14 protein-coding genes are annotated in these 15764 nt (G+C 67.2%); 9 read left to right on the forward strand and 5 right to left on the reverse strand.

Features of this window, described 5'->3' with window-relative positions:
• Positions 1-42: 42 nt before the first annotated feature.
• The 3 genes from ACEN9N_RS15950 (at position 43) to ACEN9N_RS15960 (ending at position 4068) form a co-directional block, all read left to right on the forward strand.
• Positions 43-237: a hypothetical protein gene (locus ACEN9N_RS15950; protein ID WP_007830596.1), complete on the forward strand. Its 195-nt coding sequence runs from the start codon at positions 43-45 to the stop codon at positions 235-237.
• A 218-nt stretch (positions 238-455) separates the two neighbouring features.
• Positions 456-3221: a magnesium-translocating P-type ATPase gene (mgtA, locus tag ACEN9N_RS15955; protein WP_413314627.1), complete on the forward strand. Its 2766-nt coding sequence runs from the start codon at positions 456-458 to the stop codon at positions 3219-3221.
• Positions 3222-3351: 130 nt separating this feature from the next.
• Positions 3352-4068 (forward strand): MgtC/SapB family protein, encoded by a 717-nt coding sequence (locus ACEN9N_RS15960; RefSeq protein ID WP_007830598.1) that lies wholly within the window; start codon positions 3352-3354, stop codon positions 4066-4068.
• Between the two features lie 6 nt (positions 4069-4074).
• On the opposite strand, the gene ACEN9N_RS15965 is transcribed toward ACEN9N_RS15960, so the two are convergent.
• Positions 4075-5517 carry an NAD-dependent succinate-semialdehyde dehydrogenase gene (locus ACEN9N_RS15965; RefSeq protein WP_495653970.1) on the reverse strand — a complete coding sequence of 481 codons (1443 nt, stop codon included), beginning with the start codon at positions 5515-5517 and terminating at the stop codon, positions 4075-4077.
• A gap of 235 nt (positions 5518-5752) precedes the next feature.
• On the opposite strand from ACEN9N_RS15965, the gene ACEN9N_RS15970 reads away from it, so the two are divergent.
• The gene (locus ACEN9N_RS15970) at positions 5753-6340 is read left to right on the forward strand and encodes an LURP-one-related family protein (protein WP_007830600.1); all 588 of its coding nucleotides are present in this window, start codon (positions 5753-5755) and stop codon (positions 6338-6340) included.
• Positions 6341-6352: 12 nt separating this feature from the next.
• Here ACEN9N_RS15970 and ACEN9N_RS15975 read toward each other — a convergent pair whose 3' ends face one another.
• The 3 genes from ACEN9N_RS15975 to xdhC form a co-directional block, all read right to left on the reverse strand.
• Complete coding sequence (locus ACEN9N_RS15975) at positions 6353-7693, reverse strand: glycerate kinase type-2 family protein (RefSeq protein WP_495653971.1); 1341 nt, start codon at positions 7691-7693, stop codon at positions 6353-6355.
• 63 nt (positions 7694-7756) lie between these two features.
• Entirely contained in the window at positions 7757-8962 is a 1206-nt protein-coding gene (locus tag ACEN9N_RS15980) for a urate hydroxylase PuuD (RefSeq protein WP_495653972.1), read from the reverse strand.
• Between the two features lie 215 nt (positions 8963-9177).
• Complete coding sequence (gene xdhC / locus ACEN9N_RS15985) at positions 9178-9987, reverse strand: xanthine dehydrogenase accessory protein XdhC (protein WP_495653973.1); 810 nt, start codon at positions 9985-9987, stop codon at positions 9178-9180.
• 52 nt (positions 9988-10039) lie between these two features.
• Between xdhC and ACEN9N_RS15990 the strand changes: the two genes are divergently transcribed.
• Positions 10040-10540 (forward strand): hypothetical protein, encoded by a 501-nt coding sequence (locus ACEN9N_RS15990; RefSeq protein ID WP_495653974.1) that lies wholly within the window; start codon positions 10040-10042, stop codon positions 10538-10540.
• Positions 10541-10659: 119 nt separating this feature from the next.
• Here the strand turns inward: ACEN9N_RS15990 and uraH are convergent, their stop codons facing one another.
• Entirely contained in the window at positions 10660-11010 is a 351-nt protein-coding gene (uraH, locus tag ACEN9N_RS15995; protein WP_007838349.1) for a hydroxyisourate hydrolase, read from the reverse strand.
• An 82-nt stretch (positions 11011-11092) separates the two neighbouring features.
• On the opposite strand from uraH, the gene ACEN9N_RS16000 reads away from it, so the two are divergent.
• The 4 genes from ACEN9N_RS16000 to ACEN9N_RS16015 are packed head-to-tail and all read left to right on the forward strand — an operon-like array spanning position 11093 to position 15758.
• On the forward strand, positions 11093-11767 hold the full coding sequence (locus ACEN9N_RS16000) for a GntR family transcriptional regulator (protein WP_007838350.1): 675 nt from the start codon (positions 11093-11095) through the stop codon (positions 11765-11767).
• A gap of 6 nt (positions 11768-11773) precedes the next feature.
• On the forward strand, positions 11774-12736 hold the full coding sequence (gene puuE / locus ACEN9N_RS16005; RefSeq protein ID WP_413314634.1) for an allantoinase PuuE: 963 nt from the start codon (positions 11774-11776) through the stop codon (positions 12734-12736).
• A complete protein-coding gene (gene uraD / locus ACEN9N_RS16010) occupies positions 12733-14511 on the forward strand; it encodes a 2-oxo-4-hydroxy-4-carboxy-5-ureidoimidazoline decarboxylase (protein ID WP_495653975.1) in 1779 nt (592 codons plus the stop codon). Before puuE ends, uraD begins: the two co-directional genes overlap by 4 nt.
• A gap of 20 nt (positions 14512-14531) precedes the next feature.
• Positions 14532-15758: a M20 family metallopeptidase gene (locus tag ACEN9N_RS16015; protein WP_413314636.1), complete on the forward strand. Its 1227-nt coding sequence runs from the start codon at positions 14532-14534 to the stop codon at positions 15756-15758.
• Positions 15759-15764 lie beyond the last annotated feature (6 nt).

Here is a 15764-nt window from a genome sequence, read left to right on the forward strand (position 1 = left end):
TGCGTCCGTGCGCGAGGCCCTTCAACGCGAAGGAGCCTTGTCATGCGTCACTTTCATCTTTGTCGTCAGCCGCACGAACAGCGCGTTCGCTCGTCGGCGCAGGAGCCTGCGCGCACCGTCGATGCTGCCGCAGCGCCGGCCGTCGATGCGGCGCTGGACCAGGCCGCCGCGTTGTGGACCACACGCCGCATCCGCAGCTTTCTCGTGCTCCAGCCGACCTGCACGCGCCGCCGCTGAGCCGCTCCACGCGCCCGTCCTTCCTCGACCTGCCAGCAATACAGGAGCACCCCATGGACCCAGCCTCTCGTTGGCGCCGTAGCGCGCCCCCTTCGCTTCGATCGATTGCAGCAATAACAACGCGGCCCGCCGCCGCGCTTCGCAAAGGGTTGCCGCTGGCTCGTTGAGGCCGGTGGTTCTCCCCGGGGCGGGCGGCGGCCGCCCCGAAGGAGAACCCCATGAAAAACGTCCTGAAGTCTTTCTTCGAAAGCTTCCTGCGCAGCCGCCACATGCTGCATCACTTCGAGCGCTGGCAGACGCTGCTGGGCTCGAAGCCCGTCGGCACCGGCTCCGCCAGCATGCCGCCCGACATCGCCAGGGCGCTGAGCGCCGCTTCGCGCGCCGATGCGGGCGACATGCTCGCCAGGCTCGACAGCTCGCCTCGCGGCCTCAGCGAAGGCCATGCGCAAGTGCTGCGCAAGCGCCTGGGCAGCAACGAGGTGCGCCACGAGCAGCCGCTGCCCTGGTGGCAGCACCTGTGGCAGTGCTATCGCAACCCGTTCAACCTTCTGCTGACGGTGCTGGCGCTGGTCTCATACGTCACCGAGGACATGAAGGCCACGCTCGTGATCGGCAGCATGGTCGTGCTGTCGACGGTGCTGCGCTTCCTGCAGGAGTCCCGCTCCAACAAGGCGGCCGACCGGCTCAAGGCGATGGTGAGCAACACCTCGACCGTGCTGCGACCCGCGCCGGGCTACAAGGCGGGCGTGGCTGGCATCGAGGGCTTCGACGCCACGCACGCCGGCACGGTGCGCGTCGAGGTGCCGATGCGCGACCTGGTGCCGGGCGAAGTCATCGCGCTGTCGGCCGGCGACATGATCCCGGCCGACTGCCGCCTGCTCACCGCCAAGGACCTGTTCATCAGCCAGTCCGCGCTGACGGGCGAGGCCATGCCGGTCGAGAAATTCGTGGTCGACCGCGGCGACCAATCAGCGGGCGTGCTAGAGCGCGAGAACCTGCTCTTCATGGGCACCAACGTGATCAGCGGCACGGCCACCGCGCTGATCGTGCACACCGGCGACCGCACCTTCTTCGGTGCCCTCGCCCAGCGCGTGACGGCCACCGACCGCGGCACCAGCGCCTTCCAGGCAGGCATCAACCGCGTGAGCTGGGTGCTGATCCGCTTCATGCTGGTGATGGCACCGCTGGTGCTGGTGATCAACGGCGTGGCCAAGGGCGACTGGTGGGAGGCGGCGCTGTTCGCGCTGTCGATCGCGGTCGGCCTCACGCCCGAGATGCTGCCGATGATCGTGACGGCCACGCTGGCCAAGGGCGCGGTCGTGATGTCGCGCCAGAAGGTGATCGTGAAGCGGCTCGAGGCGATCCACAACTTCGGCGCGATGGACGTGCTGTGCACCGACAAGACCGGCACGCTGACGCAGGACCGCATCGTGCTCGAGCGCCATACCAACGCCTGGGGCGAGGAGTCGGACCATGTGCTGCAGCTGGCCTACCTGAACAGCTTTCACCAGACGGGGCTGAAGAACCTGCTCGACAAGGCCGTGCTGAGCCACGCCGAGATGCAGCTCGAGACGCGCCTGCAGACGGCCTGGCGCAAGATCGACGAAGTGCCCTTCGATTTCTCGCGCCGCCGCATGTCGGTGGTGGTGGCCAACGGCGGCAGCGAGCACCTGCTGATCTGCAAGGGCGCGCTGGAGGAGATCCTGTCGGTGTGCACCTCGGTCGAGCGCGGCGCCGAGGTGCTGGCGCTCGATGCCGAGGTGTTGGCGCGCATCCATCGCGTGGCGTCGGGGCTCAATGCACAGGGCCTGCGCGTGGTGGCAGTGGCCAGCCGTTCGCTGAAGGCCGAGGCACAGAAGCCGGCCTATGGCGTGGCCGACGAATCGGGGCTCACGCTGCTCGGCTACGTGGCCTTTCTCGATCCGCCGAAGGAATCGACCGCGCCGGCGCTGCGCGCATTGGCCGAGCATGGCGTGTCGGTGAAGGTGCTGACCGGCGACAACGAGCTGGTCACGCGCAAGGTCTGCGCCGACGTGGGACTGGAGGTCGGCCGCATGGTGCTCGGCCGCGAGATCGAAGAGCTGGACGACGCCCACCTGCGCACGCTGGTGGAACAGCACCAGGTGTTCGCCAAGCTCACACCCGCGCACAAGGAGCGCATCGTGCACGCGCTGCATGCCAACGGGCACGTTGTCGGCTTCATGGGCGACGGCATCAACGACGCGCCCGCGCTGCGCGCCGCGGACATCGGCATCTCGGTGGACGGCGCGGTGGACGTGGCCAAGGAGTCGGCCGACATCATCCTGCTGGAGAAGAGCCTGATGGTGCTGGAGCAAGGCGTGGTGCAGGGGCGCCGCACTTTCGCGAACATGCTCAAGTACATCAAGCTCACGGCGAGCTCGAACTTCGGCAATGTGTTCTCGGTGCTGGTGGCGAGTGCGTTCCTTCCGTTCCTGCCGATGCTGCCGCTGCATCTGCTGGTGCAGAACCTGCTGTACGACGTGTCGCAGATCGCGATTCCGTTCGACAACGTGGACGATGAATTCCTGAAGGCACCGCAGCGCTGGAATCCGGCGGACCTGGGGCGCTTCATGGTGTTCTTCGGGCCGCTGAGCTCGGTGTTCGACATCCTCACGTTCACGGTGATGTGGTTCGTGTTCGCGGCCAACACGGTGGGCCACCAGACGCTCTTTCAGTCAGGCTGGTTCGTCGAAGGGCTGCTGTCGCAGACGCTGATCGTGCACCTGATCCGCACGCGCAAGATCCCGTTCCTGCAAAGCCGCGCGGCGTGGCCGCTGCTGATCATGGGCGCGGCGATCGCGGCCGTGGGCATCTGGCTGCCGATGGGGCCGCTGGCGCACTACTTCAAGCTGCAGGCGCTGCCGCTGATGTACTTCCCTTGGCTGGTCGCGATGCTGCTCGGGTATGCGCTGCTGACGCAGGGTGTGAAGGGGTGGTACGCGCGGCGGTATGGGTGGCAGTGATCTTTCCGCTGAGTGTTCGGGGCGTGAACACCCCCCGAACAGCAGCCTCCCGAACGCCCCGTGACATGCACATGACACCCGGCCCCCACAAACTGCACACCGAAATCACAACAAGAAAGGGATCCATCCAATGCAAGCCATCCAGAACATCAACTTGCACTCGCTGCTCGACACCTTCGTCAGCGTAGCGGCGGCCTTCATCCTCGGCTCGCTGATCGGCCTGGAGCGCCAGGTTCGGCAACGCACTGCAGGCTTGCGAACGAACACACTGGTGGCGGTAGGTGCTGCGGTATTCGTCGATCTGGCGAACCGGCTCGACGGCAGCGGCGGCGCAGTGCGCGTGGTGGCCTACGTGGTGTCGGGCATCGGCTTCCTGGGCGCGGGCGCGATCATGAAGGAAGGCGCCAACGTCACGGGGCTGAACACGGCGGCAACGCTGTGGGGGTCGGCCGCGGTGGGCGCCTGCGCGGGCGCGAACCTGCTCGGGGAAGCACTGATCGCGGCGCTGTTCGTGCTGGCGAGCAACACGCTGCTGCGGCCCGTGGTGAACCGCATCAACCGGCAGCCGATCAGCGAGGAAGCGAGCGAGGCAACGTACGTGGTGCGCGTGATCTGTTCACGCGCGGCACGGCCCGAGGTGATGGACCAGCTGCTGCTGTTGCTCGAAGCCGCGAACTATCCGGTGCGCGATGTCGACCAGCATCCGTTCGGGCCGGCCGACACCGAGATCGGTGCGACGCTCTATGCGACAGCGGTCGAGCCCGCGGAGCTCGACCGTGTCATTGAAGATCTCGAATCGCTCGACGGCGTGCAGCAAGCCTTCTGGAATGCCACCGCCGAGGAGTGAGCCGACTCAAACGCCGAGGATCGAAACAGCCTTGGTATTCAGATAAGCCTCGAGCGCTTCCGGGCCGCCTTCCGAACCGTAGCCCGAATCCTTCACGCCGCCGAACGGCATTTCCGGCGAAGGCGTGGCGGGCTGGTTGATCCACAGCATGCCGAGCTCGAGCTTCTGGCTCAGCAGGTGCGCGCTCTTGATCGACTTGGTGAAGGCATAGCCGGCCAGGCCGAACGGCAGGCGGTTGGCTTCGGCGATGGCCTCCTCGAGCGTGTCGAAGCCGCGGATGGCGGCAATGGGGCCGAAGGGCTCGTTGTTGAACACGTCGGCGTCCAGCGGCACGTCGGTCAGCACGGTGGGGGCGAAGAAGTTGCCCGTGTCGCCCACGCGTTCGCCGCCGGCCGCCACGGTGGCGCCCTTCTTGCGCGCGTCTTCCAGCACATGGGCCATTGCGGTGAGGCGACGCGCGTTGGCAAGCGGGCCGATGGTCGTGCCCTCGGCGAGGCCGTCGCCGAGCTTCAGGCCTTCGGTGTACTTGACCAGCGTGCGGGCGAATTCTTCGCGCAGGCTGTTGTGCACCAGGAAGCGGGTCGGCGAGATGCAGACCTGGCCCGCATTGCGGAACTTGGCGGCGCCCGCGGCCTTGACGGCCAGCGCAACGTCGGCATCTTCGGCCACGATCACCGGGGCGTGGCCGCCCAGTTCCATCGTGACGCGCTTCATGTGCGAACCGGCCAACGCGGCCAGTTGCTTGCCGACCGGGGTGGAGCCGGTGAACGTGACCTTGCGGATGATCGGGTGCGAGATCAGGTAGTTCGAGATCTCGGCGGGGTTGCCGAACACGAGGCCGACGGTGCCGGGCGGGATGCCGGCGTCGACAAAAGCCTGCAGCAGCGCGGCGGGCGATGCGGGGGTTTCTTCAGGCGCCTTCACCAGGAACGAGCAGCCGGTGGCCAGCGCGGCGCCGAGCTTGCGCACGATCTGGTTGATCGGGAAGTTCCACGGCGTGAATGCTGCGACGGGGCCGAGCGGCTCCTTCAGCACGAGCTGCTGCGCGGCCAGGTTGCGCGAGGGAACGATGCGGCCGTACACGCGGCGGCCTTCGTCGGCGAACCACTCGATGATGTCGGCGGCGGCCAGCGTCTCGCCCTTGGCTTCGGCCAGCGGCTTGCCCTGCTCTTGCGTCAGCAGCTTGGCGATGTCGCCGGCGCGTTCGCGGATCAGGCCCGCGGCGCGGCGCATCACGGCGGCCCGCTCGTTGGCGGGGGTGTTGCGCCACTTGTCGAAGCCGCGCTGGGCGGCGGCCAGGGCGCGGTCGAGGTCGGCGATGCTGGCGTGCGCCACCTTGCCGATGGCCTTGCCGGTGGCCGGATTCACGACGTCCAGCGTCCTGCCGCCGACGGCGTCGACCCATTCGTTGTCGATCAGCAGGCGGGTGTCGGTGTAGGTGGCGGTCATGGCGAACTTTTCCTTCGGGACTGGATGATGAAAGGAGGAATGGGAAATCTGGATGTGCGACGCGGCACCCGCAAGGGTGCGCCGGCGACAACGGCAGCCACAGGCCGCCGGGGGGCATAGATTAACCCGAGTTCGCAAACCCCGCCCACCACCGGTCACGGGCCGGGCATGGGGCAGTCATGCGCGCCGAACATAATCCCCGCCAAACCAACACACAGAGGACCGAGGGAAATCCATGCACGCAGCGCTCAGCAACAACCTGTTCTTCATCAAGGAACACGTCGGCATCTTCAAGGCCGCCAACAACTACGACATCTTCGATCCGCACTCGCAGCAGAAGATTCTGGAATGCCGCGAGCCGAACCTCGGCTTTTTCAGCAAGCTGCTGCGCTTCACCGACTACAAGCGCTTCACGCCCTTCGACGTGGTCGTGTCCACGCCCGAGGGGCAGAAGGTGCTGTCGGTCAAGCGCGGCGTGTCCATCTTCCTGTCGAAGGTGCAGGTGCTCGACGGCAACGACCGGGTCGTCGGCTCGTTCAAGCAGAAGCTCTTCTCCATCGGCGGCAAGTTCGATGTGCTCGACGCACAGGAGCGGATCGCCTGCACGCTCAGGGGCAAGTGGACCAGCTGGGATTTCCGCTTCGTGCAGGACAGCACCGAGTTCGCTGCCGTGTCCAAGAAGTGGGCCGGGCTGGGCAAGGAACTGTTCACCACCGCCGACAACTACATGCTGTCGATCGATCCGGGCGTGCCGGCCAACGACGCCCGCCGCCTGCTGATCGTGGCGGCGGTGATGTGCATCGACATGGTCCTCAAGGAGTGAGGCGCTTCCTGCCTACAGCACCAGCAGGGCGCGGAAGTCGTTGACGTTGGTGTGCGTCGGGCCCGTCACGAACAGGTCGCCGATGGCGTCGAAGTAGCCGTACGCGTCGTTGCGGTCGAGGTGGTCCGACAGCTTCTTGCCAGCGGCCGTGGCGCGCGCCAGCGTGTCGGGCGTTACGAAGGCGCCGGCGTTGTCTTCCACGCCGTCGATGCCGTCGGTATCGGCGGCCAGCGCCCACACCTGCGCTTGGCCCATGAGCGCGCCAGCCAGGCCCATGCAGAACTCGCCGGCCCGGCCGCCGCGGCCCTTGGCCTGGCCGGGCTGGCGCGGGCGGATCGTGACTGTCGTCTCGCCGCCGGAAAGGATGACGCAGGGCCGCGCGAACGGCTCGCCGCGGTGTGCGACGGCGCGGGCCAGCGCGGCATGCACCTTGCCGACTTCGCGCGACTCGCCTTCCATTTCGTCGCTGAGGATGTGCGCCTCGATACCGGCCTCGCGCGCCGCCCTGGCCGCCGCTTCGAGCGACTGCTGCGGCGTTGCGATCATGTGGGTTGCGTGGCCCTGGAACACGGCATCGTCAGGCTTGGGCGTTTCGAGTTCGCCGCTTTCGAGCCGGGCGCGCACCGGCGCAGGCACCTCGATGCCGTAGCGGTCGAGGATCGCGAGCGCGTCGGCGCAGGTGCTCGCATCGGGCACGGTTGGGCCGCTCGCGATGACGGCCGCGTCATCGCCGGGCACGTCGCTGATCGTCAGTGTCACCACGCGGGCCGGCGCGCATGCGGCCGCCAGCCGGCCGCCCTTGATGCGCGACAGGTGCTTGCGCACGCAGTTCATCTCGCCGATGCCCGCGCCGCTTTCGAGCAGTTGCTTGTTGATGCGCTGCTTGTCGGCCAGCGTCAGGCCCTCGGCCGGCAGCACCAGCAGTGACGAGCCGCCGCCCGAGATCAGGCACAGCACGAGGTCGTCGGCCGTCAGGCCCTGCGTCAGCGCGAGGATGCGTTCGGCGGCCTGCTGGCCGGCCGCGTCGGGCACGGGGTGCGCGGCCTCGACGATCTCGATGCGCTGCGGCACGCCTTCGGGCCGCGGCGGAATGTGGTCGTAGCGCGTGACGACGAGCCCCGACAGCGGCGCATCGGCCGGCCACAGGGCTTCGAGCGCCTGCACCATCGAGCCGCCGGCCTTGCCGGCGCCCAGCACCAGCGTGCGGCCCTTGGGCGGGGGCGGCAGGTGGGCCCCCAAGGTGGAAAGCGGCAGTGCACGGTCCACCGCCACGCGGTAGATGTGTTCGAGGAAGGCGCGCGGGGCCTCGCGCGGATCGGGGGCGGGGCCGAAGGATGGATTCGATGCGGTCATGGCTTTGCTTGTCTCCAACCGGCGATTGTGCGGGGCACGGCGCCCCGCACTCTTGATCCCGGTCTAGTTTGTCTTGGCGCCAGCCTGGAACCAGCGGCTGACGAGGGCCCGCTCTTCGTCGGTGATGCCCGTGGCGTTGTTCATAGGCATGATCTTCGTGACCACCACCTGCTGGTAGATCGCCTGCGCATTCGCGGCCACCTGTTGGGGCGAATCGACGCGCACGTTCTTCATCTGCGTGGCCGCGCCGTGGCACATGTAGCAGCGCTGCTCGAGCACCTTCTGCACGTCCTTGAACGGCACCGCGGGCGCGGCGGCAGCCACGGCGGGCGCGGCCGCGGGTTCGGGCTTCATCCAGACGATGGTCAGGCCCAGCACCACGATGCCGATCAGCGCGTAGGGCAGCGGGTTGCCCGCGTTGCCCAGCTTGAAGCGGTGGCGCACCACGAAGAACTGCCGGATCGCCGCGCCGCCGAGCATGATCAGCAGCAGCACGATCCAGTTGTACTTGTGCGTGTAGGTGAAGCTGTAGTGGTTGCTCAGCATCGCGAACAGCACCGGCAGCGTGAAGTAGGTGTTGTGCACGCTGCGCTGCTTGCCGCGCTGGCCGTGCACCGGGTCAACCGGGCGGCCTTCGCGCAGGGCCTGCACGTTCTTGCGCTGGCCGGGGATGATCCAGAAGAACACGTTGCCGCTCATGGTCGTGGCCATCATGGCGCCCACCAGCAGGAAGGCCGCGCGGCCCGCGAACCACTGGCAGGCCAGCCAGGTCGCGAAGACGATGAAGAGCGCGATCAGCACGCCGACAATGGTGTCGCCGTTCTTGCGCCGGCCAAAGACTTGGCAGATGCCGTCGTAGACCATCCAGAACACGACGAAGAAGGCCAGCGCCACGCCGATGGCGGCGCCGGGCTGCCAGTCCATCTTCGATTTGTCGATCAGGTAGGTGCTCGCATTCCACAGGTACGACATGGTGAAGAGCGAGAAACCCGTGATCCAGGTCGAATAGCTCTCCCAGTACGACCAGTGCAGGTGGTCCGGCAGCTTCTTCGGCGCCAGCGCGTACTTCTGCATGTTATAGAAGCCGCCGCCGTGCACGGCCCATTGCTCGCCGCCCACGCCCTTGTCGAGCGATTCCTGGTCTTGCGGTTTCTCGAGGCTGTTGTCCAGCATCACGAAGTAGAAGGAGGCGCCGATCCAGGCGATGGCGGTGATGACGTGGACCCAGCGCAGCAGCAGGTTGGCCCAGTCGAGGTAGTAGCTTTCCATGTGCTCTCTCTCAGCCCTTTCGGCGCGTGGAGACGCCGCCAAAGGGTTTCAGCCTGCTCACCACCGCGGGCGCTGTAAGCAGAGAAAGTGCCGCGAACGCAGGCGCCATGAAATGGGCCTCGCTCCGCTGCGGCTTGTTGTGGACCGAAAGTGTATACAGTTTTGACACGAGGCGGGTTGGTTTTTTGAGCGTCGCCGCCGGGGAAAACCCCTGTTCAGCCCAGCGATTGCAACAACTGTGCCGCCACCGCGACGGCAATCACCTCGGGCTCCTTGCCGGTGATGCCGGGCACGCCGATGGGGCAGGTGACGCGCGCCAGTTCGTCGGCCGTGAAGCCACGCGCCTCGAGCCGGTGGCTGAAGGTGGCCCACTTGGTCTTGCTGCCGATCAGGCCGATATACGGCAGGTCGTTGCGTTCGCGCAGGCGCTTGAGGCAGGCGATGACGATGTCGAGGTCTTCGGCATGGCTGAAGCTCATGATCAGCACGCGGCTGCCCGGCGCGAGCGCGGCCACGGCGTCCTGCACGGGCTCGGAATGCTCGGTGTCGATCTGTGCCGGCAGCTCTTCGGGGAATACGCCGTCGCGGCTGTCGATCCAGCGCACCGCGAACGGCAGCGCGGCCAGCAGGCGCGCCAGCGCGGCGCCCACGTGACCGCCGCCGAACAGCGCCACGGGCTTGAGTTGCGCGACCAGTTCGCGCTGCAGCCTCGGCGCATCGGCCGCCGTGATGCGCTGGTACGACAGGAACATCACGCCACCGCAGCACTGCCCCAGGCTGGGCCCGAGCGGATAGCGCTGGATGCCGTCGAAGGGGGCGCGCATGCCGGCCAGCAGTTCGCGCGCTTCCTTCGTGGCCTGGAATTCGAGTTGCCCGCCGCCGATGGTGGCCGTGAGCGCATCGGCCCACACCGCCATCCAGGTGCCGGCCTCGCGCGGCGCCGAGCCCTGCGTCGACTCGACGCGCACCAGCACCGCGTCTTCGCGGGCAAGACGGGCCAGCAGCTGATCGACCATGCCGTTCATTTCCGACACCTTCGGTTGCGGGGTTGCACGAGACTCACGGTATAAACCTGCGATGAACCGTCAGCTTACGCCGCGCCACCTTGCCCTGGTGGCATCCGTCATTTCCGCACTCTGGCTCGCCGGCTGCGGGAGCCCCGGGACCGTTCCCGGCCAGTTGAGCGCCGCCAAGGTCGAACAGAGTGCGGCCGCCCCGGTGTCGCACGGATCGAATGCGGCCAATGCGCGCGACTACCGTCGCGACGCAGCGCGCCATATCTACGACGCCAACAAGTCGCGCATCTACAGTGGCCAGCTGCCGCCGATGCTCTATGCGGTCGGCACGCTGCAGGTCCACATCGATGCCGGCGGCAAGGTGCTGTCGATGCACTGGCTGCGCGCGCCCAAGCATGCACCCGAGGTCATCGCCGAGATCGAGCGCATGGTGCTGAAGGCCGCGCCCTTCCCTCCCGCCACCCGCCTCGGCGCGGTCACATGGACCGATACCTGGCTGTGGGACAAGAGCGGGCGCTTCCAGCTCGACACCCTGACTGAAGGCCAACAGCAAGGGGACTGAAGACACACCCGGAGGCATTTGCGCGGGGGCCGCCGCGCACGGCCGCCCGAAGCGGCCGGCCCGCCCCCGGTAGGGGGTTGGCGAAGCGACACGAAGTGCGCGAAGCCTGGGGGCGAGCATCAAGACCCGCGGTAGGTCGAGTAGCTCCACGGGCTCACCAGGAGCGGCACGTGGTAGTGCTGGTCGGTGTGCGCCACGCCGAAGTCCAGCGACACCTTGTTCAGGAAGTTCGGCTCGGGCAGCTTCACGCCGCGGGCCTTGAAGTAGCCCGCAACGTCGAACACCAGCCGGTAGGTGCCGGCCTTCAGCGAGTTGTTGTCGTACAGCGGCCCGTCGCTGCGGCCGTCCGAATTCAGCGTGAAGCGCTTCACCAGCGTGGCGGCGTCGCCGTCGGTGGTGTACAGCGCCACCTCCATGCCGGCCGCCGGGCCGCCGTGCATCGTGTCCAGTACGTGAGTGCTCAGGCCCATGGGGCGCTCCTTCGAATGTCGAATCGGGTGCGGGAAATTCCGGTGGACAAAAGTGTATACAGTTACCGGCTTTGGGTCTATCATGAAAAACATGGAGTCCTCCACCACCCGTTCGATCGTCGATGCCCTCACGAAGGCCATCGTCGAGCACCGGCTTCAGCCCGGCACCAAGCTGGCTGAGCAGAAGCTGGCCGATCATTTCGGCGTGTCGCGCACGCTGGTGCGCCAGGCGCTGTTCCAGCTGTCTCAGAACAAGCTCATCCGCCTCGAACCCGCGCGCGGCGCCTTCGTGGCCGCGCCCGCGGTCGACGAGGCCAGGCAAGTGTTCGCTGTGCGCCGCATGCTCGAGGCCGAGATGACGCGCGAGTTCGTGCGCACCGTCACGCCGGCCAAGATCAAGGCGCTGAAGGAACACGTCGCGCTCGAAAAGTCCGCCGTGTCGGGCGAGGACATCTCGGGCCGCACCGAGCTGCTCGGCGACTTCCACGTGCGCATGGCCGAGCTCATGGGCAACCAGGTGCTGGCGCAGATCCTCGGCGAACTCATCTCTCGCTGTGCCCTCATCACGCTGATGTACCAGAGCGCCAGCGCTGCCGAGCACTCCAACGACGAGCACGCCGACATCGTGAAGGCGCTGGCCGCGCGCGACGAGGAACGCGCCGTGCGCCTCATGACCGAACACCTGGAGCACGTCGAGGCCAACCTCACGTTCGACCGCAAGGTCCCCACCAACGACATCTCGCTCGCCTTGGCCTGAACATCCATGACCGTCTACGACACCACCCTGCCCTACCCGCGCGACCTCGTCGGCTACGGCCGCAACCCGCCGCACGCCCAGTGGCCGGGCGGCGCGCGCATCGCGGTGCAGTTCGTCCTCAACTACGAAGAGGGCGGCGAGAACGCCACGCTGCACGGCGACGCGGGCTCCGAGCAGTTCCTCTCCGAGATGTTCAACCCGGCGAGCTTTCCCGACCGCCACATCAGCATGGAAGGCATCTACGAATACGGCTCGCGCGCCGGCGTGTGGCGCATCCTGCGCGAGTTCGAGAAGCGCGGCCTGCCGCTGACCGTGTTCGGCGTGGGCATGGCGCTGGAGCGCTACCCCGAGCTCACGGCTGCGTTCAAGGAACTCGGCCACGAGATCGCCTGCCACGGCTGGCGCTGGATTCATTACCAGAACCTCGACGAAGCCACCGAGCGCGAGCACATGCGCCTGGGCATGGAAGCCATCGAGAAGCTCACCGGCGAGCGGGCGCTTGGCTGGTACACCGGCCGCGACAGCCCGCGCACGCGCCGCCTCGTGGCCGACTACGGCGGCTTCGAATACGACAGCGACTACTACGGCGACGATCTGCCCTTCTGGATGAAGGTGCAGAAGACCGACGGCAGCGTGGTGCCCCAGCTCATCGTGCCCTACACGCTCGACTGCAACGACATGCGCTTCGCGCTGCCGCAGGGCTACTCGCACGCCGATCCGTTCTTCCAGTACATGAAAGACAGCTTCGATGCGCTCTATGCCGAGGGCGACCCGAATGGCGACAACAGCCCGAAGATGATGAGCATCGGCATGCACTGCCGGCTGCTCGGGCGGCCCGGCCGCATCACGGCACTGCAGCGCTTTCTCGATCACATCGCCAAGCACGACAAGGTGTGGGTCTGCCGCCGCGTCGACATCGCGCGCCACTGGAAGCAGGCGCATCCTTTCGAAGCTGGAGCCGCATCATGAGCCTCACCATCGCCCAACTCAACGCCGCGGCGCCGGCCGAAGCCGTCGCACTGCTCGATGGCATCTACGAGCACTCGCCCTGGATCGCGCAGCGCGCGCTCGCCGCGCGCCCCTTCCGATCGCTCGCACACCTGAAGCATTCGATGGTGCAGGCGCTGGCCGCGTCGTCGGCCGACGAGCAGATCGGCCTGATCCGCGCCCACCCCGAGCTCGCTGGCAAGGCCATGGTCAGCAAGACGCTGACGGCCGAATCGACCAACGAGCAGAGCAAGGCCGGCCTGACCGGCTGCACGCCCGAGGAGTTCGCGAAGATCCAGCAGCTCAACGCCGACTACAACGCGAAGTTCGGCTTTCCGTTCATCCTCGCGGTGCGCGGCCCGCGCGGCACCGGGCTGGCCAAGCGCGAGATCATCGACACCTTCGAGCGCCGGCTGTACAACCACCCGGGGTTCGAACTCGGCGAGGCGCTGCGCAACATCCATCGCATCGCCGAGATCCGCCTGGACGACAAGTTCGCCGCCGACATCACGCTCGGCAACGACGTGTGGGACTGGCAGGAGCAGCTCTCGGTGCACACCGACCCGGGCTATGCCGAGAAGGGCCAGCTCACCGTCACCTACCTGACGGATGCGCACCGTGCCTGCGCCGCGCAGATCTCCACGTGGATGCGCGAGTGCGGCTTCGACTCGGTGGACATCGATGCGGTCGGCAACGTGGTGGGTCGCTATGAAGGCAGCACGCCCGACGCGAAGACGCTGCTCACCGGTTCGCACTACGACACCGTGCGCAACGGCGGCAAGTACGACGGCCGCCTCGGCATCTTCGTGCCCATGGCCTGCGTGCGCGAACTCAAGCGGCAAGGCAGGCGCCTGCCCTTCGCCTTCGAGGTGGTGGGCTTCGCGGAAGAAGAAGGCCAGCGCTACAAGGCGACCTTCCTGGGCTCGGGCGCGCTCATCGGCCATTTCGACCCGCGCTGGCTCGACCAGAAGGATGCCGACGGCATCACCATGCGCGAGGCCATGCAGCACGCGGGCCTGAAGCAGGAAGACATTCCGAAGATCCAGCGCGACCCGGCCCGCTACCTCGGCTTCGTCGAAGTGCACATCGAGCAGGGCCCGGTGCTGACCGAGCTCGACCTGCCGCTGGGCATCGTCACCTCCATCAACGGCAGCGTGCGCTACGTGGGCGAAGTGATCGGCATGGCCAGCCACGCCGGCACCACGCCGATGGACCGCCGCCGCGACGCAGCAGCGGCCGTGGCCGAGCTGATTCTCTACACCGAGCAGCGCGCCGCGAAGGATGGCGACTCGGTCGGCACCGTCGGCATGCTCGAAGTGCCCAGCGGCTCCATCAACGTGGTGCCGGGCCGCTGCAAGTTCAGCCTCGACCTGCGCGCGCCCAACAACGCGCAGCGCGACGCGCTGGCCAACGACGTGGTCAACGCACTGAAGGACATCTGCGAGCGCCGCGGCGTTCGCTACGAGCTCGAGGAGACGATGCGCGCCGCCGCCGCGCCCAGCGCACCGGCCTGGCAGCAGCGATGGGAAAAAGCGGTCGATGCCCTCGGCATTCCGCTCTTCCGCATGCCCAGCGGCGCCGGCCACGACGCGATGAAGTTGCACGAGGTGATGCCGCAGGCCATGCTCTTCGTGCGCGGCATCAACTCGGGCATCAGCCACAACCCGCTCGAGTCGAGCACCAACGACGATATTCAATTGGCGGTGCAAGCATTCCAGCTCCTGCTGGACAACCTCGCCACCGAGCAAGCCCACTGACCGACCACAGAAGAACAACCATGACCGACTACGCCAAACTCGACGCCTGGATCGACGCCCACTTCGACGAGGAAGTGCAGTTCCTGCAGCAACTGGTGCGCGTGCCCACCGACACGCCGCCCGGCAACAACGCGCCGCACGCCGAACGCACCGCCGAACTGCTGAAGGACTTCGGCCTCGACGCCGAGAAGCACGCCGTGCCCGCGCAGGATGTGAAGGAGTACGGCCTCGAATCGATCACCAACCTGATCGTGCGCCGCAAGTACGGCAGCGAAGGCCGTACCGTCGCGCTGAATGCCCACGGCGACGTGGTGCCGCCCGGCGAAGGCTGGACGCACGACCCGTACGGCGGCGAGATCGCCGACGGCAGCCTCTACGGCCGCGCCGCCGCGGTCAGCAAGAGCGACTTCGCGAGCTTCACCTTCGCGCTGCGCGCGCTCGAAGCGGTAGCAAAACCGGCCAAGGGCAGCGTCGAGCTGCACTTCACCTACGACGAAGAATTCGGCGGCATCCTCGGCCCGGGCTGGCTGCTCAAGAACGGCCTGACCAAGCCCGACCTGATGATCGCGGCCGGCTTCAGCTACGAAGTGGTCACCGCGCACAACGGCTGCCTGCAGATGGAAGTGACGGTGCACGGCAAGATGGCCCATGCCGCCATTCCGACCACCGGCGTCGATGCGCTGCAGGGCGCCACGAAGATCCTCAACGCGCTCTATGCGCAGAACATGCTCTACCAGCAGGTGACGTCGAAGGTCGAGGGCATCACGCACCCGTACCTCAACGTCGGCCGCATCGAGGGCGGCACCAACACCAACGTGGTTCCGGGCAAGGTGGTGTTCAAGCTCGACCGCCGCATGATCCCCGAGGAGAACCCGGTCGAGGTCGAAGCCACGATCCGCAAGGTGATCGCCGATGCCGCCGCCGAAAGCGCGGGCATCACGGTCGAGATCAAGCGCCTGCTGCTCGCCAACTCGATGCAGCCGCTGGCCGGCAACAAGCCGCTGGTCGATGCCATCCAGAAGCACGGCGGCGAGCTGTTCGGCGAGCCGATCAAGGCCATGGGCACGCCGCTGTACACCGACGTGCGCCTGTACGTCGAAGCCGGCATTCCTGGCGTGATCTACGGCGCCGGCCCGCGCACCGTGCTCGAGTCGCATGCCAAGCGCAGCGACGAGCGCGTGGTGCTCGAAGACCTGCGCCGCGCCACCAAGGTGATCGCGCGCACGCTCTGCGACCTGCTGGCCTGATCCGGC

Source organism: Variovorax sp. Varisp46 (genome assembly GCF_059491885.1).